This window comes from Rhodococcus sp. AW25M09 (genome assembly GCF_000333955.1).
Taxonomy (GTDB): domain Bacteria; phylum Actinomycetota; class Actinomycetes; order Mycobacteriales; family Mycobacteriaceae; genus Rhodococcoides.
On record NZ_CAPS01000005.1, the window covers coordinates 38,622 to 53,193 of the forward strand.

Here is a 14,572-nt window from a genome sequence, read left to right on the forward strand (position 1 = left end):
TCGACATCGACATCACTACCAGCCATCGGAGAGCGCGGTGAACAGATCGAGTACGGCCACATCCGACGCGGATGGTGCCGAGGACGGTTTCGACCGGTTCCCGATGACCGAAGCAGGGGTGCCGGGGCGGCAGTCGACCTGGTTCGGTCCAGCGGAGTCACCGCTGCTCGGAGCCGTACACATTCCCGAAGGATCGGTCGCACGCGGTGCCGTCGTGCTTGTTCCCCCGCTCGGCAAGGAGCAGGTCGACTCGTACCGAGGACTCGTCCTTCTCGCGCAGCAGTTGTGCGCGGCAGGCTTGCTGGTGCTGCGATTCGACTACCCGGGAACAGGGGACTCCGGTGGCGCTCAAGACGACGACGGCATTGTCGACAAGTGGCAACGAAGCGTGGTCTCAGCAGTCGAGTTCGTGCGCCGATGCGGCGTTCGGGATGTCGCGGTCGTAGGGCTGCGGGTCGGGTCGTTGCTCGCCGCGTCGGTGATGAGCGAGTGCGGCCCCCTGACCGGCATGGTGTTCTGGGATCCGGTGGTGAGCGGGCGGTCATACCTCCGCGAGCAGCGTGCTCTCTACGCAATGACCGTCGCGCGGGACGACGAATCCGACCCGCGCGTCTCCATCGTCGGCGCGGTGTTGCACGCCGACGTCGCCTCAGAATTCTCGACGCTCGATTCATCGAAAATCGACCGGTTCGGCTGTCCGGTACTGGTTGCCACTCGAAGAGAACGCGCCGACTCTCCGGCTGTTCGCAGACTTGTGGACACCCAGCAGGCGCAGCAGCACTCGCTGAGCGATCACGACAAATTCCTCGAGCCGCCAGCGTGGGAAGTGGTGATTCCCCGCGCCGACATCGACATGATCACGCAGTGGGTTCAGACCAAGTTCACGACTGCCGCCGAGCAGGTCACCGTCCCCGTCCGACGCACGGCCGTCGTCTCGACGCCGAGAGGCGATGTCGTCGAGACGATCGAACGATTGGGTGGCAGTGAGCTTTTCGCTATCCGCACGACCGCGGCCGAAGCTTCCGACGGGTACCCGGTCGTGGTCCTGTACGGCACCGCATACGAACACCGAGTCGGGCCGGTGCGGTTGTGGGTCGAGTTGGCTCGTACGCTCGCTTCCGCCGGTATCAGCTCCGTCCGTTTCGATCGCCGCGGCACCGGGGAAAGTGGCGATGTCGGTGTCGACGACGCCCCCGAGCTCTACAGCGAGCTGGGCGACGAAGATGCGCTCTGCGCAGTCCGAGCAGCAGGGACAACGCCCGACAACATCGTCGTAGCAGGTCTGTGCTCCGGTGCGTGGTACGCCGGGTACGCCGCGCATCGCGAAAACCTGAACGCGGCAATTCTGATCAACATGCGCGAATGGACAACGCGGCGGGTGAATTTCACCAAGAGAGCAGCCATTGCGAAGAAGCAGGGCTTGACTGCCACTGTGCTCGACCGGGCACACACGGCAGCCGTCCGCTTCAAGAACTGGTCTCAACCTCGGATGCCGTATCGCCTGTGGCTCGCGCTCGGTCGTCGCGGATGGATCCAGGTGCCCGAAATCTCGCTCGGAGTCTTGCAGCGGGAGGGAGTGCGCGCGTCGGTGCTGCTCGTACCGGACGACCGGGAGTGGTTCATCGACAATCGCGGGCCGGAGAGTCTGCGCCGCTTGCGCCGCCGAGCCCAGCCAACTCACTCACCCTCGGTGAAAGCGTACGCGAGCGGAGATCACACCCTCTTCGGCCGCGATGTCCGCGACACGGTACGTGCCGAGATGCTCGCGACGATCGGTGAAGCTCTGGGCGTCGAAGTCGAACCGTATGTGCCGCTCGTGAAGGTGAACTGGATTCCGTTGTGAAGCATCGCGCTCCCAGGATCTCCCCTCCCGATCACGCCCGACTCGATCAGCTGACCTACTACCCGGTCGAGCCAGTTCGTTGGGACATGGGCTTCAACAGCCGCACCGCGCCTTTGCGGGTAGCGCCTGCCATCGACTCGATTTCCGACGACGACCCGATGTTCACGTCAGCCGAGGCATCGGGGACTGCAGTCGCCGGCTCCAAGCCCGCCGGACGCAATCTGGCGCTCAATTCGTTCGCGATGATGTTCTCCACCATCGCCACCGGAGGGCTCGGACTGGCTTTCTGGGCGGTAGCAGGTCGTCTGTTCCCGGTAGAAGAAGTCGGCAGTGCATCGGCGGTGATCGCGTCTGCGGTGATGATCGCGACGTTGTCGAACCTGAGCCTGGGCTCGATGTACGAGCGATTTCTCCCGACAGCCGGGGTCCGCGCCCGGTCTTACGTGTTCCGCGGTTACGCCTCCGTGCTCTCGCTGGCGCTGATTCTCGGATGCGTATTTCTGGTCGTGGCGCCCTTGGACGAATTGTTCACCACCACCACCGAAATCGCGACATTTCCCATCTTCGTGGGCGTGCTGGCGGTGTTCGCGCTCCAGGATCAAACGTCGTCCGGCCTAGGATTCGCGCGATGGGCAGCGGCGAAGAACGTCTTCCACGCGGTCGTGAAGTTGGCGGTGCTCGCGGTTACCTACGAAACCGGGCGCAGTTTCACCATCATTGCTGCGTGGGCTGTTCCGGCGGCCATCGCGGCGGTCGTGCTGTTCCGCGCGTTCGGGAAGAAGCTGAACTCCGATCCGAGGTACCGGCTGGCACCCAGCCTCCCGCCTCGCAAGGAGTTGTGGTCGTACTTCGGATCGGCCTACGGCATCACGGCCCTCGGGACTTTGGCGCCGCTGATGATCCCGATCATCGTGGTGAGCACACTGGGTGCCGAACAGAACGCCTACTTCTCACTCACCTGGTCGATTGTCAGTGCCATGTACGTCTTGATCGGAGTGTTGGTCGGACCCTTCGTTGCGGAGGCCGCTGCGCATCCCGAGCAGTTCGCCAAATTGGCCAAGCGATTCATCGGCCTGCTGTGCATCGTCGCCACCGCGGGTTCGGTATTTCTCGCGGTAGTCGCCCCGTTCGGGCTGGGAATCGTCGGACCGGCCTATCGCGAAAACGGAACCATCATCGTCCATCTCGCGGCCGTTACCATTCCTCTCGCCGTGGTCGGTGCCCTGTATGACGGTCTGGCCCGCGTCCGACGCCGAATGCGGCTCGCGGTGCTCGTTCAAATCGCGGCCACCATCATCATCGTCACCGGGTCGCTGACCTTGTCTCCGACACTGGGCATTGCAGGCATCGGCTGGTCGTATCTGGCCGCCGAGGCCTTCGGTGCCCTGGTGCTGTTGGTGCCCCTCATCAGGTGGATCAGGGACCTTTCCCGCGGCGGTGACACCCAGCCGTCGGCACAGTCCGTCGAGCCACGTGCGGGGTCGGCAGCGCTTCGACGCCCAGTTGCCGGCGTGACATCGGGCAGTAACGGACATCACCCTTAGCAGCTAGCCTGGCAAACATTCTTAGAGTACGTTTATGCGTAGCTTGACAATCTGAAAGCATCTTTTAAGCTTTCAGACAGGAACAAGAAGAAGCGTTTCGCGGGTTGATCAAACCCCCGGAGCGTTTGTGTGACGTCGGCGGGGGTCGCGTCGCATCGGTCCGATACAGCTGCAGTAGCTCGATCAGCTAGCGCCCACCGAACTCGAACATGTGGAATGGATATGTTGAATCGTCAGAATCCCCGCGTCAGTGTCGTCATCCCGACGCTCAACGAGGCCGCAAACCTTCGCCACGTCCTCCCACTGCTCTCTCACGACTACGAACTCGTGCTGGTCGACGGTGGTTCCGTCGACGGCACCATTGACGCAGCTCGCGAGATTCGCGCAGATATCCGCATCATCCAGCAGACTCGCAAGGGCAAGGGCAATGCCCTCGCGTGCGGGTTCGAGGCAGCTACCGGCGACATCATCGTCATGTTCGACGCCGACGGCTCGGCCGATGCTGCCGAGATCCCGCGCTTCATCGAGGCCCTGACCGCAGGGGCCGACTTCGCCAAGGGCAGTCGGTTCTGCGACGGCGGCGGCAGCCACGACATCACCCCGCTGCGCCGCGCCGGTAACGGCGGATTGCACCTCGTGGCCAATACCTTGTTCGGAACCAGATTCTCCGATCTCTGCTACGGCTACAACGCCTTCTGGCGCGACCTGGTGCCGGTCCTGGACCTGCCCGTCGTCGACCAGCCGGGCGCCGAAGGGACGATGCTCTGGGGCGACGGCTTCGAGATCGAAACCATCATCAACTGCCGTTTCGCCGAGGCCTCCGTCCGCATCGAAGAGGTGCCGAGCGTCGAGCTGGCCCGCATTTACGGTCAGAGCAACCTACGCACCTTCTCCGACGGATTCCGGGTGCTGCGCACCCTGATGACCGAGCGCATGCGTGCACGGCGGATCAAGCGCAAGTCCATCGTCCGCCCATTGCGAGAGTCGATCGACGCCCGTACCGACATGGACCTCGAGTTCGAGGCCATGGAGTCGTACAACGAGGTGCTCGAACTCCGCGAGAAGACGGCGTGAGTCTGCCGACTTCCTCGGTCGTCATCTGCGCGTACACATCGGCTCGATGGTCAGAGCTCAGCGCTGCTGTTCGCGCCGTTCTCGGCCAGACGGTTTCTGCCGACGAACTGATCCTCGTCATCGATCACAATGCGCAGCTGGCCGAACGCGCACGCACCGAATTCCTACCGCTGCACCAGACCGTGAACGTGGTGGAGAACAACCATCCTCGCGGCCTGTCCGGTGCGCGCAACACCTCGCTGGACCTCGCGACCGGTGACATCGTCGTCTTCCTGGACGACGACGCGTCACCGCGCACCACAGAGTGGCTCGGAGCCATTCTGTCCCATTACTCGGACGATGCCGTGTACGCCGTCGGGGGCTCTGCATACCCGGTATGGCCGGACAAACGTCCGGCCTTCTTACCGGCCGAGGTAGTAGGTGAACCCGGCGAACTCGATTGGGTCGTCGGGTGCACCTACCGCGGGCAGCCCACGGAAGTCGCTCAGGTCCGCAATCTCATGGGCGCGAACATGTCGTTCCGCCGCGACCCCATCGTCGCGCTCGGTGGATTCGTCTCCGGCATCGGCCGCATCGGGCGAGTTCCGCTCGGTTGCGAGGAGACGGAACTGTGCATCCGTCTGCGCCAGAATCACCCCGACGCACAGATCGTGTTCGACCCTTCGATCGTCGTCGATCACACGGTCAGCGCAGACCGCACTCGACCGCGCTACCTCATCACGCGCAGCTATGCCGAGGGTGTGTCGAAAGCGGCAATCGCCCGTTTGATCGGAGCCGAGGACGCGCTGTCCTCCGAACGTGCCTACACCGCCAAGATCCTGCCTCGCGCGGTCGGCCGAGAGACCAGTGCTGCGGCGCGCGGCAACCCTGCGCGGGCCTGGGGCGCGATGGCAGTGGTAGCAAGCGTCGGTGCCGCCGGAATCGGTTATGCCCGAGGCAAACTCAGCACGAGCCGCTAGCGACACGTGCACGGTAGTTCGTAGCGCACTACGAACTACCGCTCACGACCTTCGGAGCCACCGACGCGCGGTCCACGGAGTTGAGCGCTCGAACATGGCCTCGCGGTGCACTCCCGCCACGGCTGACGAGGGTCAGCCTGCGGGGCTCGTCGGGTGCCAGGTGGAACCACGAGTCCGACACCTCGAAGCCGTCGACGTCGACGCAGACGTACTGCGCCGCCCAGTCCGACCGCACCGTCAATTCCCATGTACCAGTGCTTTTTTCGATGACCTCGGCAGTCAGACCCACCGTGTTCTGCCGACTCTGCGGGCCGACGAGCGCAGTGGTTCGCGCCACCTCGACGCCACCGCCGTCGAGGAACAGCACGGTGATGGCCGAATAGGTTCGACCACCGAAGCGGTACGCATGATTGACGTCGGTGAACGCGCCGACGATGGAGTCCACAGTCAGTTCGATCGAATCGTTCGCGTCGACGCTCACCGCCACCTCGAAGTCGTGGCTACCTCGAGAAGCGTGCAGCACCACTCGAATCGTGCCCGAGCGTGCCGGTCCGTCGTTGACCAGTTCCACCGAGTACCCGTCGAGTCCGTTGTCGGACAGCAGCAGTGCCACGGGAGCGCTCGCTCTCGCCAACGCATAGAACGGAGCCTTGGCAATACCAGCGGTGTCGATGATGCCCCAGCCGGCACCGGGCACGGTATCGCGGAGCGTCAGCACGAGAGCTCCGGAGCACCCGGAGGAAGCACGACGCCAATGCCCGAACGCCTCGGTGAATGCTTCGACCGTGGCGGCTCTGCCGTAGTCGAGGTACAGCTCCGCGTCGTCCCGGCGGATCGAGTGCGGATCGACGCCGAAGATCTCGCGCACGTAATGATCGCGCACGTCCTCGAAGTCCCAGGACGAGCCGCGATCGCGAGGAACAGCAGCCTTCCACTCCGGGTGGTGACCGGCAACGGCCGCGGACCCGAAGAATTTCTCCACCGACGCACGCTCCGGGGGCACCGCGAACGCCAGACACTCCGCTGCGAAACGTACGCCGGCACTGCGAATATCGGACAGCGGACGGAGATATCCACCGACACCGAAGTAATGGGCGATGCCGTCACCCACATGGGTGTGCAGTTCCCCCTCCACGCTGGACGGGCTCGACGTCACGTAGGCCACGGCAGGCAGGCGATCGGCAATGAACTCCGGTAAAACACTGTCCAGCATCATCATTCGTTGCCCGTCGGCAGCGAGACCCAGCATCGTCGGTTGTTGCTGCGTCTCGCTTCCGCCACTGACGACCATCAGGGACGGGTTCGCCGACACAGTATCGGCGAACGCGTCGAGCTCGCGCGCGACCGAAGCAGTGAAGACCTCGTCGGTGGGTGGGTCGACCGTGCCGAACATGACGTCCTGCCACACCATGATGCCCAGTTCTGCACACAGCGACCAGAATTCGGGCTGCTCGTACACCAGGGTGCCGACCACCCGCACCATGTTCAGGCCCGCCTGCCGGAGCTGTTCGAGCGCAGCCCGCAGGTCCGCCTCCGACGACCACAGCCGCACCGGGTTCGGCGGCGTCCAGGTTCCGCCGCGGCAGAAGACGTCCTCGCCGTTGACGACGAGTTGCGCGCCGCCCGCCGTGCGGTCCAGCTCCACCGTCCGAAACCCGACGACTCCGATGGGGTGGACGGTGCCGTCGATCTCGAGTGCGACGCGATATGTTCGTGGCCGGCCGTGCGTGTGCGGCCACCAGAGTTCGACGTTCGGCAGCGTCAGAGACGAGTCGATGCGGTCGACCGAACCGAGCTCGACTGTGTGAACCAAAGACTTGTCGTCGTAGATCAGAACTCGAGCCACGCCCGGATGCTCCAACTCGGCGCGCAGAACCACGATGCCGTCGGTACCGGACACCGCCGTCGACAGTTCTCTGCGACGAACCTCGGGGATCGCCGTCATCGTCACCGGCCGCCACGGTCCGACTGGTACCGGCAGCGGACCGTACACGGGTGCACGTCCCAGCATTGTCGTACGCTCGTGCCGAAGACCCTGCGCGGCGATCATCGAGGAGCGCCAGCGGCCCCGGGGACGCCGAGACTTCAGTTGCGAGGCAAGCGATTCGATGTGGATGGCAATGCGGACGCTGGTGCCGCAGTCGGCCAGATCGACGGTCTCGGGAACGAACATCGACGTCACCGCCGTGCGGTGCACACCGTCTATCCAGATGTGGGCACGAGTGGCGATGCCGCCGAACGTCACTCGCGCCCGACGATGATCAGGGGTGGGAACCTCGGCGACGAACCACCAATCGTGCTCGTCCGGGTTCGCCGCGCCGACAGTGTCTTTCAGCGCACTCGCCACGGTGCCCGGAACCATGGCGTCGAACCAGTCGAGACCGGCCGGCAAATCGCCGGGGTCGAGAACGGAACCGGCGTCGGTTCGGGCCAGCCGCCACCGAACGCCGTCGAGCAGATCGATCACGCCGCCAAAGCACCCGCAACGAGATCCATGGCTGCTGTCCAATTCTTACTCATCTCGATCAGCGGCTCGTCGAGCACCACGTCCCGGCCACGTGCCGCGCGCGCCATCCGGAATTGCACGGCTTTGGCACCGGAGGCGGCGTCGCGAAAGTGCCGCGCCGCGGTGGCCGCGCCCGTCACGCCGCGGCCCTCGAGATATTCCACATAGTTGGCCGCGAGTTCTGCAGTGGCCCCGAATTGACGAAGTAGTCCGAACGACCACAGGTGGAATGCGTCTGTTCCCGCAGTTTGCACGAGGGGGATGTCGGCGACGACGCGCCGGGCCAACGCGTCGACCGGATTCCCCGGTGCCCGACGGGCCATATGCGCGCGAGCGACGTCGAGGTCTCGGTCACCGACACCCGCGTCGAGTACGGCGGTGTCCACTCGAATCTGTTCGACGTAGGGCAGCAATACCTCGGCATGCGGCGCGGGAGCGAGGTTGAATATCCCGTCGAAGTCGGCTCCGGTGAGCTCGAAGTAGCCGCGGTTGTGGAAGTAGCCCATCACCTTGTCCTCGTGGTTGACGAGGTTCGGCACGATGGTGGTCTTGGTGTGCTGGTTTCGGTAGCTGGTGCCGGCGGTGTCGGGCAGCCAGAAGCCGTCGACTTCGACGGTGACATGAATGCCGTCTTCCAGGCCTTCGACGACGTGCTCGAGCACTGGTCGCCACACGTTCATCTCGGCAACACCGATGCCGTAGAGAGTGCGCAGATCCTCGGGCACGATCTTCACGAAGTCCCATTGCCGACCGTCGCATCCGGCACTCAACACGAAGGCGAGAGCGGGAGTGGGGTCGGCACCGAAGGAATGCAGTACCTCGATCCACAGGTCGACGTAACAGTTGGTTTCGGTCCAGATGCGATCGTGATTGTGAATCGGGTGGGGTCGGTAGCTGATGGGGTCGAGTTCGAGAACACGTAGCCCGTCCCTGAGCCTGTCCAGCACTGCATCGTTCGACATGAAGCCTCTCCTACCGGATCAGATGTCGGACGGTCCCCGAGCCGCATTTGTCCGTATTACGTGTATTCAGACTTCTAATCCTAACGACTCGGTCTGTTCCTCGCATCGAATCGAGCGGTAGGATTGTTTTTGCCGAGGCAAACTACTTTCTGGACCACCACCTCGACAAAAGCGGTATCGGCCCCCTGAAACGGGGGCGAATCACACAGCGAACAGTCGGTTCCGCGCCGGTAATGTCGGTGCGCAGCTTGTTCGTGATGACACTTGCATAATGGCTCTGAGCTGGGCACATGCCGAGTGTAGACAACACCCGACACATCCATGCCCAACTCGGGCACACAACAGGAGGTACGAAGGCGATGCGCCGTTTCGTTCGTAGCGCAGCGCTGGTCATCGGCTGGACTCTGATCGCAGTCACTCTTGGAATTTTTGCCGTCAGGCAAGCAGGTGTAACGGAGATCACTTTCGTTGCATTGGTTGTCGGCGCGCCATATATCGGTGTTCTGTCTCTCGCTGCGGTGATCCTGTTCGCTGCCGCTCGCTCGCGGATCGGATCGGCCGCTGCCCTCGTTCTCACACTTGCCGTCGTCGGCGTGCAGGTGCCGATGTTCCTGGCCGACGGGCCGGACAACTCCGGACCCGAGCTGTCGCTACTCACCATCAACGCGGCACACGGCGAGGCCGACGCGGCAGCCATCGTCGCCGCGGTCCGTGACAACGACGTCGACGTCCTGGCAGTACAGGAGTTGACTCCCGAGGAAGTGACCGATCTCCAGGCGGCGGGCATCGACGACATGCTCCCGTTCTCTTTCAAAGCTGCACTACCGGTGGCCGACGGTACCGGCCTGTGGAGCCGCACACCGCTGACCGATGGCACCCGTCTCGACAATTTCGGATTCGTGCCGGTCCAAGCTCGAACCACCGTCGACGGGCAGGATCTGACTCTCGTCTCGTTCCATGCGATGTCGCCCGCCACACCCCGACACACCGCCGAATGGGATGCCGACCTGGCCAGAATGCGGTCGATCATGGAGACCTACCAGGGCACCGTGCTCGTCGCCGGCGATTTCAACGCCACCAACGACCACCGACAGTTCCGTAGGTTGGCGTCCACACCGTTCTCCGACGCAGCCGACGCGGCGGGCGCTGGACTGTTCCGTACGTTTCCGTCGGAGCGGCCGCTCGCGCGCCTCGATCACCTTGTGACGAGCAGCAACGTTGCTGCCCGGTCGGTCCGGCCGTTGGCGATTCCGGACAGCGATCACCTGGCTGTTCTCGCAGAGGTACAACTGCCCTGAATAACGCGCTCCGGTCAGAAGCGCGGTAGCTCGATGACCGGTACCGGCGGCAACTGAATCTGCGGCAACTGAATCTGCGGAAGGCCGGGAATCAGAGGTGGCGGAGCGGGTGCAGGCGCGGGAGCTGCGGGCGGCACGTAAGCCGGCTCGGAATTGGTGCGAGCCGGGGCCTGGGCAGCCTCGGTGGTCGGCGCCGCAGTGGTGGTTGAGGGCGGCGCAGTGGTGGGCGGCACGGTTGTTCTCGGCGTGGTCGGGACCGCGGTGATCGGAACCGTCGTGTCCACAGGCGCGCTCGTCGGTTCCGTCGCACCACCGCCGTAACCGAGAGACAAGCCCAGAGCAGCGACAGCCACCAGACCGCCCGCGACGAGGACCGCGCCGCGGACCTTGCGCTTGGAGTCGGCCGGCCCTTCGGCTGCGGGCTCTGGGCTCAACCACTCCGGAGCCCCGGACAGCGAGGCGGGCTCGGCTGCGGACTGCCGGACGCCCTGTGCAGGTGCCGGGGCGGGGGCAGCTCGACGCGCCGCGTCGGCCACCGGAGTCGCCAGAAGCGCCGCGCCGCGGGCTGCCACCGATTCCGGATCGGCCGGCGTGATGACCGGCAGGCCGATCCACGCGTCGAGAATCGAACCGACCAGCGGAATGCGCGCTCCGCCACCGATGAGGACGAGCGCGTCCACGTGTTTGGGTGACCGGCTGATGACATCGCGTACCAACCGCGCCGAGTATTCGATCGGAACGGTCACCAGCGACTCGAACGCTTCGCGTGAGATCAGGATGACCCCGCCGTCGCCGGGTAGGCACACGGCACCGCTGGTGGAAAGCTGTTCCTTGGCCACCCGGCAGCGTGCGGTGAACTCGCTCAGCTCCTGATTGTCGGCTATGTCGACGCCCTGCTTAGCGAGCTGATTGTCCGAGATGAGTCGATCGAAGTCGTCACCGCTGATGTCGATGGTGCGCTCGGCGAGCAGAACTTGACCGGTACCGCGGTCGATGACACTGATCGTCAAACCGGAGCTGCCGAGGTCGTAGATTCCGACTGTGCCGAAGTGTCCCAGCTCGCCCGACGCCTCGAGGTACTGCAACGCTGCCCTGGCCTCGGGAACCAGTCGATAGTTGTAGAGCCGCTGACTGGCCATCGCCTGCTGGATCTCGCCGAACTGCTGCTGATCGCGGTATGCGACGCCGGTCGCCTGCACCGGACCACCGTCGCCCGGTTGCGAGAGCACAACCCCGATCGATTCGGCGGCCAGATCTTCGGCTCGCTCCCAGTAGGCATCGACGGTGTCATGGTGAAAACCCATGCGACCGGAGTTCTGAGGGCGCACGTCAGGTCGAGCCATGCGAACCGCACTGGCCCCCACCGACACACCGAGAACTTCGGTCATTACCTGCCTTTTGTCGACATCCCCGTGAACCCACGCCGAGACCCGATGTCACGAACGAGTCTCGATCCCCCGATTGCACACTGTAGCGCGTCCCGCGACTGCGTCGCAGCGCTGTCGTTGCCGAGCTGTCCGGCCTACTCCGCACACTCCGCTCGTGTGCCCTGCTGGGCACCGTTCGACACCACTACAGTTGCGGCATGCGCGTTCTGTTCGTCTGCACCGGGAACATCTGCCGCTCGCCGACTGCGGAGCGCCTTGCTGCTGCCTTCGCCGCGGAAGGGGGGTTCGAGCTGACCGCGAGCAGTGCCGGAACCCAGGGCTTGACCGGACACGCGATGGACCCGACTGCCGCGATGGTCCTCTCCCACCTCGGAGGCGATCCGGACGGATTCGTCGCCCGACGCCTCACACCGGCGATCGCGACAGAAGCCGACTTGGTCCTGACGATGACAGCGGCTCACCGCGATGCCGTTCTCGCCCTCGCACCACGGCAGATGCGTCGCACGTTCACCTTGCTCGAGGCGTACGGTCTGACCGCCGCCTCGGGCGCGCAGTCGGTCGGCGCTCTCGCCGACGCGCGAGCGGTACACCGCGTCGACACGCTCGATATCGGTGATCCCTACCGCCGCGAGGAGTCGGAGTACGAACGGGCCGGGGAGTTGATCGCCGAGGCGCTACCGACCGTCCTGCGGTTGTCGACCGAGTGAGCGTCGCCTCCCATCGTTTCACTCGCTGAGGTAACGTTCTCGCATCATTGCCGACCATCCGGGTTCGGCCACGGCGTTAGGGTCTGGGCATGCGCGACAGAATGATCGCGTTCGCAGCTGTGGCCAGTGCAGGAGTGGCCGTTGCCGTCGGATTGACTATCGGCGCCATGGGTGGCGCATTCGACGATACGAGTCAGACGGTTCGCCCGCCCGCACTGAAGTCGGACAACCTGAACTCGGTGTCGACGACACCGACCTCGACGATCGTCATCGTGCCCCCGTCTCCCACCTGGCGGGTTGCAGAGCCCACCACCCCCCGTCCTACGACAACCACCCCGGACCGGTCCGAGACGACGACGACGACGACCCGAAGCTCGCGCCGCACCACCAAGCCCGAACGAACGACCGAACCCGACCGAACGACCACGTCGGAGGACACCTCGGACGAAGAGACCACCACCACGGAGTCCGATTCCGAACCCTAGGCGTTCGGCTCAGCTCGGCGTCGGCAGTGCGGTGTTGTCGCCTATTCGCAACGCAGCCACCAGTTCTCGATAGAGCGCGTCGGTATTCATGAGCTCCTCGTGGGTGCCCCGGGCGCGAACCACTCCGTCCTCCATCACCAGGATCGTGTCGGCATCGAGCACGGTGGACAATCGGTGCGCGATGGTGACGACGGCCGCCTCGGACGCGATTGCTCGGATCACCTCGTGAATGGCTGCCTCGGTGCGGCCGTCGACCTGGGCCGTCGCCTCGTCGAGCAGAAGAATCTCGGGCCGCCGAACAATGGCCCGTGCCAACGCAATTCGTTGTCGCTGTCCGCCGGAGACGGTGGAGCCGATCAAATCGGTGTCCAATCCGTCGTCCAGCGCACGGATCGCCGAGTCCAGATGTACCGACTCGAGGGCCGCCCAGATGTCGGACTCGGTGGCCTCGGGGTGACTGAACAGCAGGTTCTCCCGGATCGAGCCTGGGATCACCGGGGTCTCCTGCTCCACGTAGGAGAGCCTGGCCCGCACCTCGTCGATGGTCAGCTCGTCGTACGGAGTTCCACCGAGACGGATTTCACCGCTCTCCGGCGTCAGGAAACGCAGGATCAGCGAGAACACGCTCGTCTTGCCTGCACCGGACGGCCCGACGATCGCCGTGTGCCCACGCGCCGGCACCTCGAGGTCGATGCCGCACACGGCAGGCTCTCTACCCGGCGCGTATCTGGCTGTCACACTGCGAAACTCGATGGCGGGCGCGCGCGCTGCGGTTCTCGCCGACCGCACTGTTCCCTCCCGACCCACTTCGGTCACCAAGTCGTCGATCTGGCGGATACGGGCAGCAGCAGCCATGCCGGCCTGCAGAGCGGTGATGTTGGTCGCCAGAGTCTGGACCGGACCCATCACTTGAAACGCGTAGAGCAGAAACGCGATCAGACTCGACACTGCGAGCGCTCCGGTACTGACGCGATAGCCGCCGAGCCCGAGTATCCCGATGATCGCCAATTGCACTCCGCCGCCGGCGAAGGTCCACGCCAGCGCCGAGATCTTCACCGCTCGCACGCTGTGCTGCGCGGAAATACGCGCCTCCGAGATGACACGTTCCGATTCGCGCACCTCGGCCCTGCTCGATTTGACGGTGCGGATGGCGCGCAGAGTGCCGTCCAGAATTCCGCCCAGGCGACCCACTGCCTCTTGGGACTGTCTCTGCGCCACGGCAATCGGCGGCATGAGGCGCGAGAACAGCACGGCGATCGCGATGATGGCCGACGCGATCGCACCGAGCAACACCACGTCGAGAATCGCCATGAGAATCAGCGCTCCGACCAAGCCGACCACGCTGTTCACTATGGCTACCAATGCATTCGACGCCGCCTCGCGCAGGAGGACGGTGTCGGAGGTGACCCTGGTGACGAGCTCACCGGTGGGCCGCGTGCCGAGACTGCCGACCGTGGCTCCGAAATACTTGCGCACGATGGACTTGCGGGCATCGAGCACGATTCGTTCGGCCAGCACCCCCAGCACGATCCACTGCAGGTACAGCACCACCGAACCGACGACGAGCAAACCCACCAGCAGCACGATCGGGGCGATCAGCGAAGCATCGCTGCCGAGGCCGTCGAGTACTCCCTTCGCGACCATCGGCGTAGCCAGCGCAGCACCGGTACCGACAAGACCGAGGGCCATTCCGACCACGAGGGTCCGGCGGTGCGGTCGTACGAACTGCCACAACACTCGAAGGTTGGGGAGAGTTATCTTCTTCTTCTCCGCTGTAGCGATCTGCACGTCGACCATGTGACCAGT

At 64.6% G+C, this 14,572-nt stretch carries 11 protein-coding genes; 7 read left to right on the forward strand and 4 right to left on the reverse strand.

Annotated features, from left to right (window positions below; all coding sequences use genetic code 11):
* Window positions 1–37 precede the first annotated feature (37 nt).
* The 4 genes from RHODMAR_RS00610 to RHODMAR_RS00625 all read left to right on the forward strand — a co-directional run bounded on the left by RHODMAR_RS00610 (window position 38) and on the right by RHODMAR_RS00625 (window position 5,420).
* Window positions 38–1,843 carry an alpha/beta hydrolase gene (locus RHODMAR_RS00610; RefSeq protein WP_008710126.1) on the forward strand — a complete coding sequence of 602 codons (1,806 nt, stop codon included), beginning with the start codon at window positions 38–40 and terminating at the stop codon, window positions 1,841–1,843.
* Entirely contained in the window at window positions 1,840–3,387 is a 1,548-nt protein-coding gene (locus RHODMAR_RS00615) for a lipopolysaccharide biosynthesis protein (protein ID WP_008710127.1), read from the forward strand. Before RHODMAR_RS00610 ends, RHODMAR_RS00615 begins: the two co-directional genes overlap by 4 nt.
* Before the next feature lie 216 nt (window positions 3,388–3,603).
* Window positions 3,604–4,461, forward strand: a complete 858-nt coding sequence (locus tag RHODMAR_RS00620; RefSeq protein WP_008710128.1) for a glycosyltransferase family 2 protein — start codon at window positions 3,604–3,606, stop codon at window positions 4,459–4,461.
* On the forward strand, window positions 4,458–5,420 hold the full coding sequence (locus RHODMAR_RS00625; RefSeq protein ID WP_008710129.1) for a glycosyltransferase family 2 protein: 963 nt from the start codon (window positions 4,458–4,460) through the stop codon (window positions 5,418–5,420). Before RHODMAR_RS00620 ends, RHODMAR_RS00625 begins: the two co-directional genes overlap by 4 nt.
* 28 nt (window positions 5,421–5,448) lie before the next feature.
* Here RHODMAR_RS00625 and RHODMAR_RS00630 read toward each other — a convergent pair whose 3' ends face one another.
* Both RHODMAR_RS00630 and RHODMAR_RS00635 read right to left on the reverse strand, forming a co-directional pair.
* Window positions 5,449–7,887 carry a glycoside hydrolase family 2 protein gene (locus RHODMAR_RS00630; RefSeq protein WP_008710130.1) on the reverse strand — a complete coding sequence of 813 codons (2,439 nt, stop codon included), beginning with the start codon at window positions 7,885–7,887 and terminating at the stop codon, window positions 5,449–5,451.
* Window positions 7,884–8,888 (reverse strand): DUF1839 family protein, encoded by a 1,005-nt coding sequence (locus RHODMAR_RS00635; RefSeq protein ID WP_008710131.1) that lies wholly within the window; start codon window positions 8,886–8,888, stop codon window positions 7,884–7,886. The genes RHODMAR_RS00630 and RHODMAR_RS00635 overlap by 4 nt, the downstream gene beginning before the upstream one ends.
* A 359-nt stretch (window positions 8,889–9,247) precedes the next feature.
* Here RHODMAR_RS00635 and RHODMAR_RS00640 point away from each other — a divergent pair, with 359 nt between their 5' ends.
* Window positions 9,248–10,186, forward strand: a complete 939-nt coding sequence (locus RHODMAR_RS00640) for an endonuclease/exonuclease/phosphatase family protein (protein ID WP_008710132.1) — start codon at window positions 9,248–9,250, stop codon at window positions 10,184–10,186.
* A gap of 14 nt (window positions 10,187–10,200) precedes the next feature.
* Here the strand turns inward: RHODMAR_RS00640 and RHODMAR_RS00645 are convergent, their stop codons facing one another.
* Window positions 10,201–11,574, reverse strand: a complete 1,374-nt coding sequence (locus RHODMAR_RS00645) for an Hsp70 family protein (RefSeq protein WP_008710133.1) — start codon at window positions 11,572–11,574, stop codon at window positions 10,201–10,203.
* A gap of 197 nt (window positions 11,575–11,771) precedes the next feature.
* Here RHODMAR_RS00645 and RHODMAR_RS00650 point away from each other — a divergent pair, with 197 nt between their 5' ends.
* Complete coding sequence (locus RHODMAR_RS00650) at window positions 11,772–12,281, forward strand: arsenate reductase/protein-tyrosine-phosphatase family protein (RefSeq protein ID WP_008710134.1); 510 nt, start codon at window positions 11,772–11,774, stop codon at window positions 12,279–12,281.
* A gap of 89 nt (window positions 12,282–12,370) precedes the next feature.
* Window positions 12,371–12,766 (forward strand): hypothetical protein, encoded by a 396-nt coding sequence (locus RHODMAR_RS00655; RefSeq protein ID WP_008710135.1) that lies wholly within the window; start codon window positions 12,371–12,373, stop codon window positions 12,764–12,766.
* A gap of 9 nt (window positions 12,767–12,775) precedes the next feature.
* On the opposite strand, the gene RHODMAR_RS00660 is transcribed toward RHODMAR_RS00655, so the two are convergent.
* Window positions 12,776–14,563: an ABC transporter ATP-binding protein gene (locus RHODMAR_RS00660; RefSeq protein ID WP_008710136.1), complete on the reverse strand. Its 1,788-nt coding sequence runs from the start codon at window positions 14,561–14,563 to the stop codon at window positions 12,776–12,778.
* Window positions 14,564–14,572 lie beyond the last annotated feature (9 nt).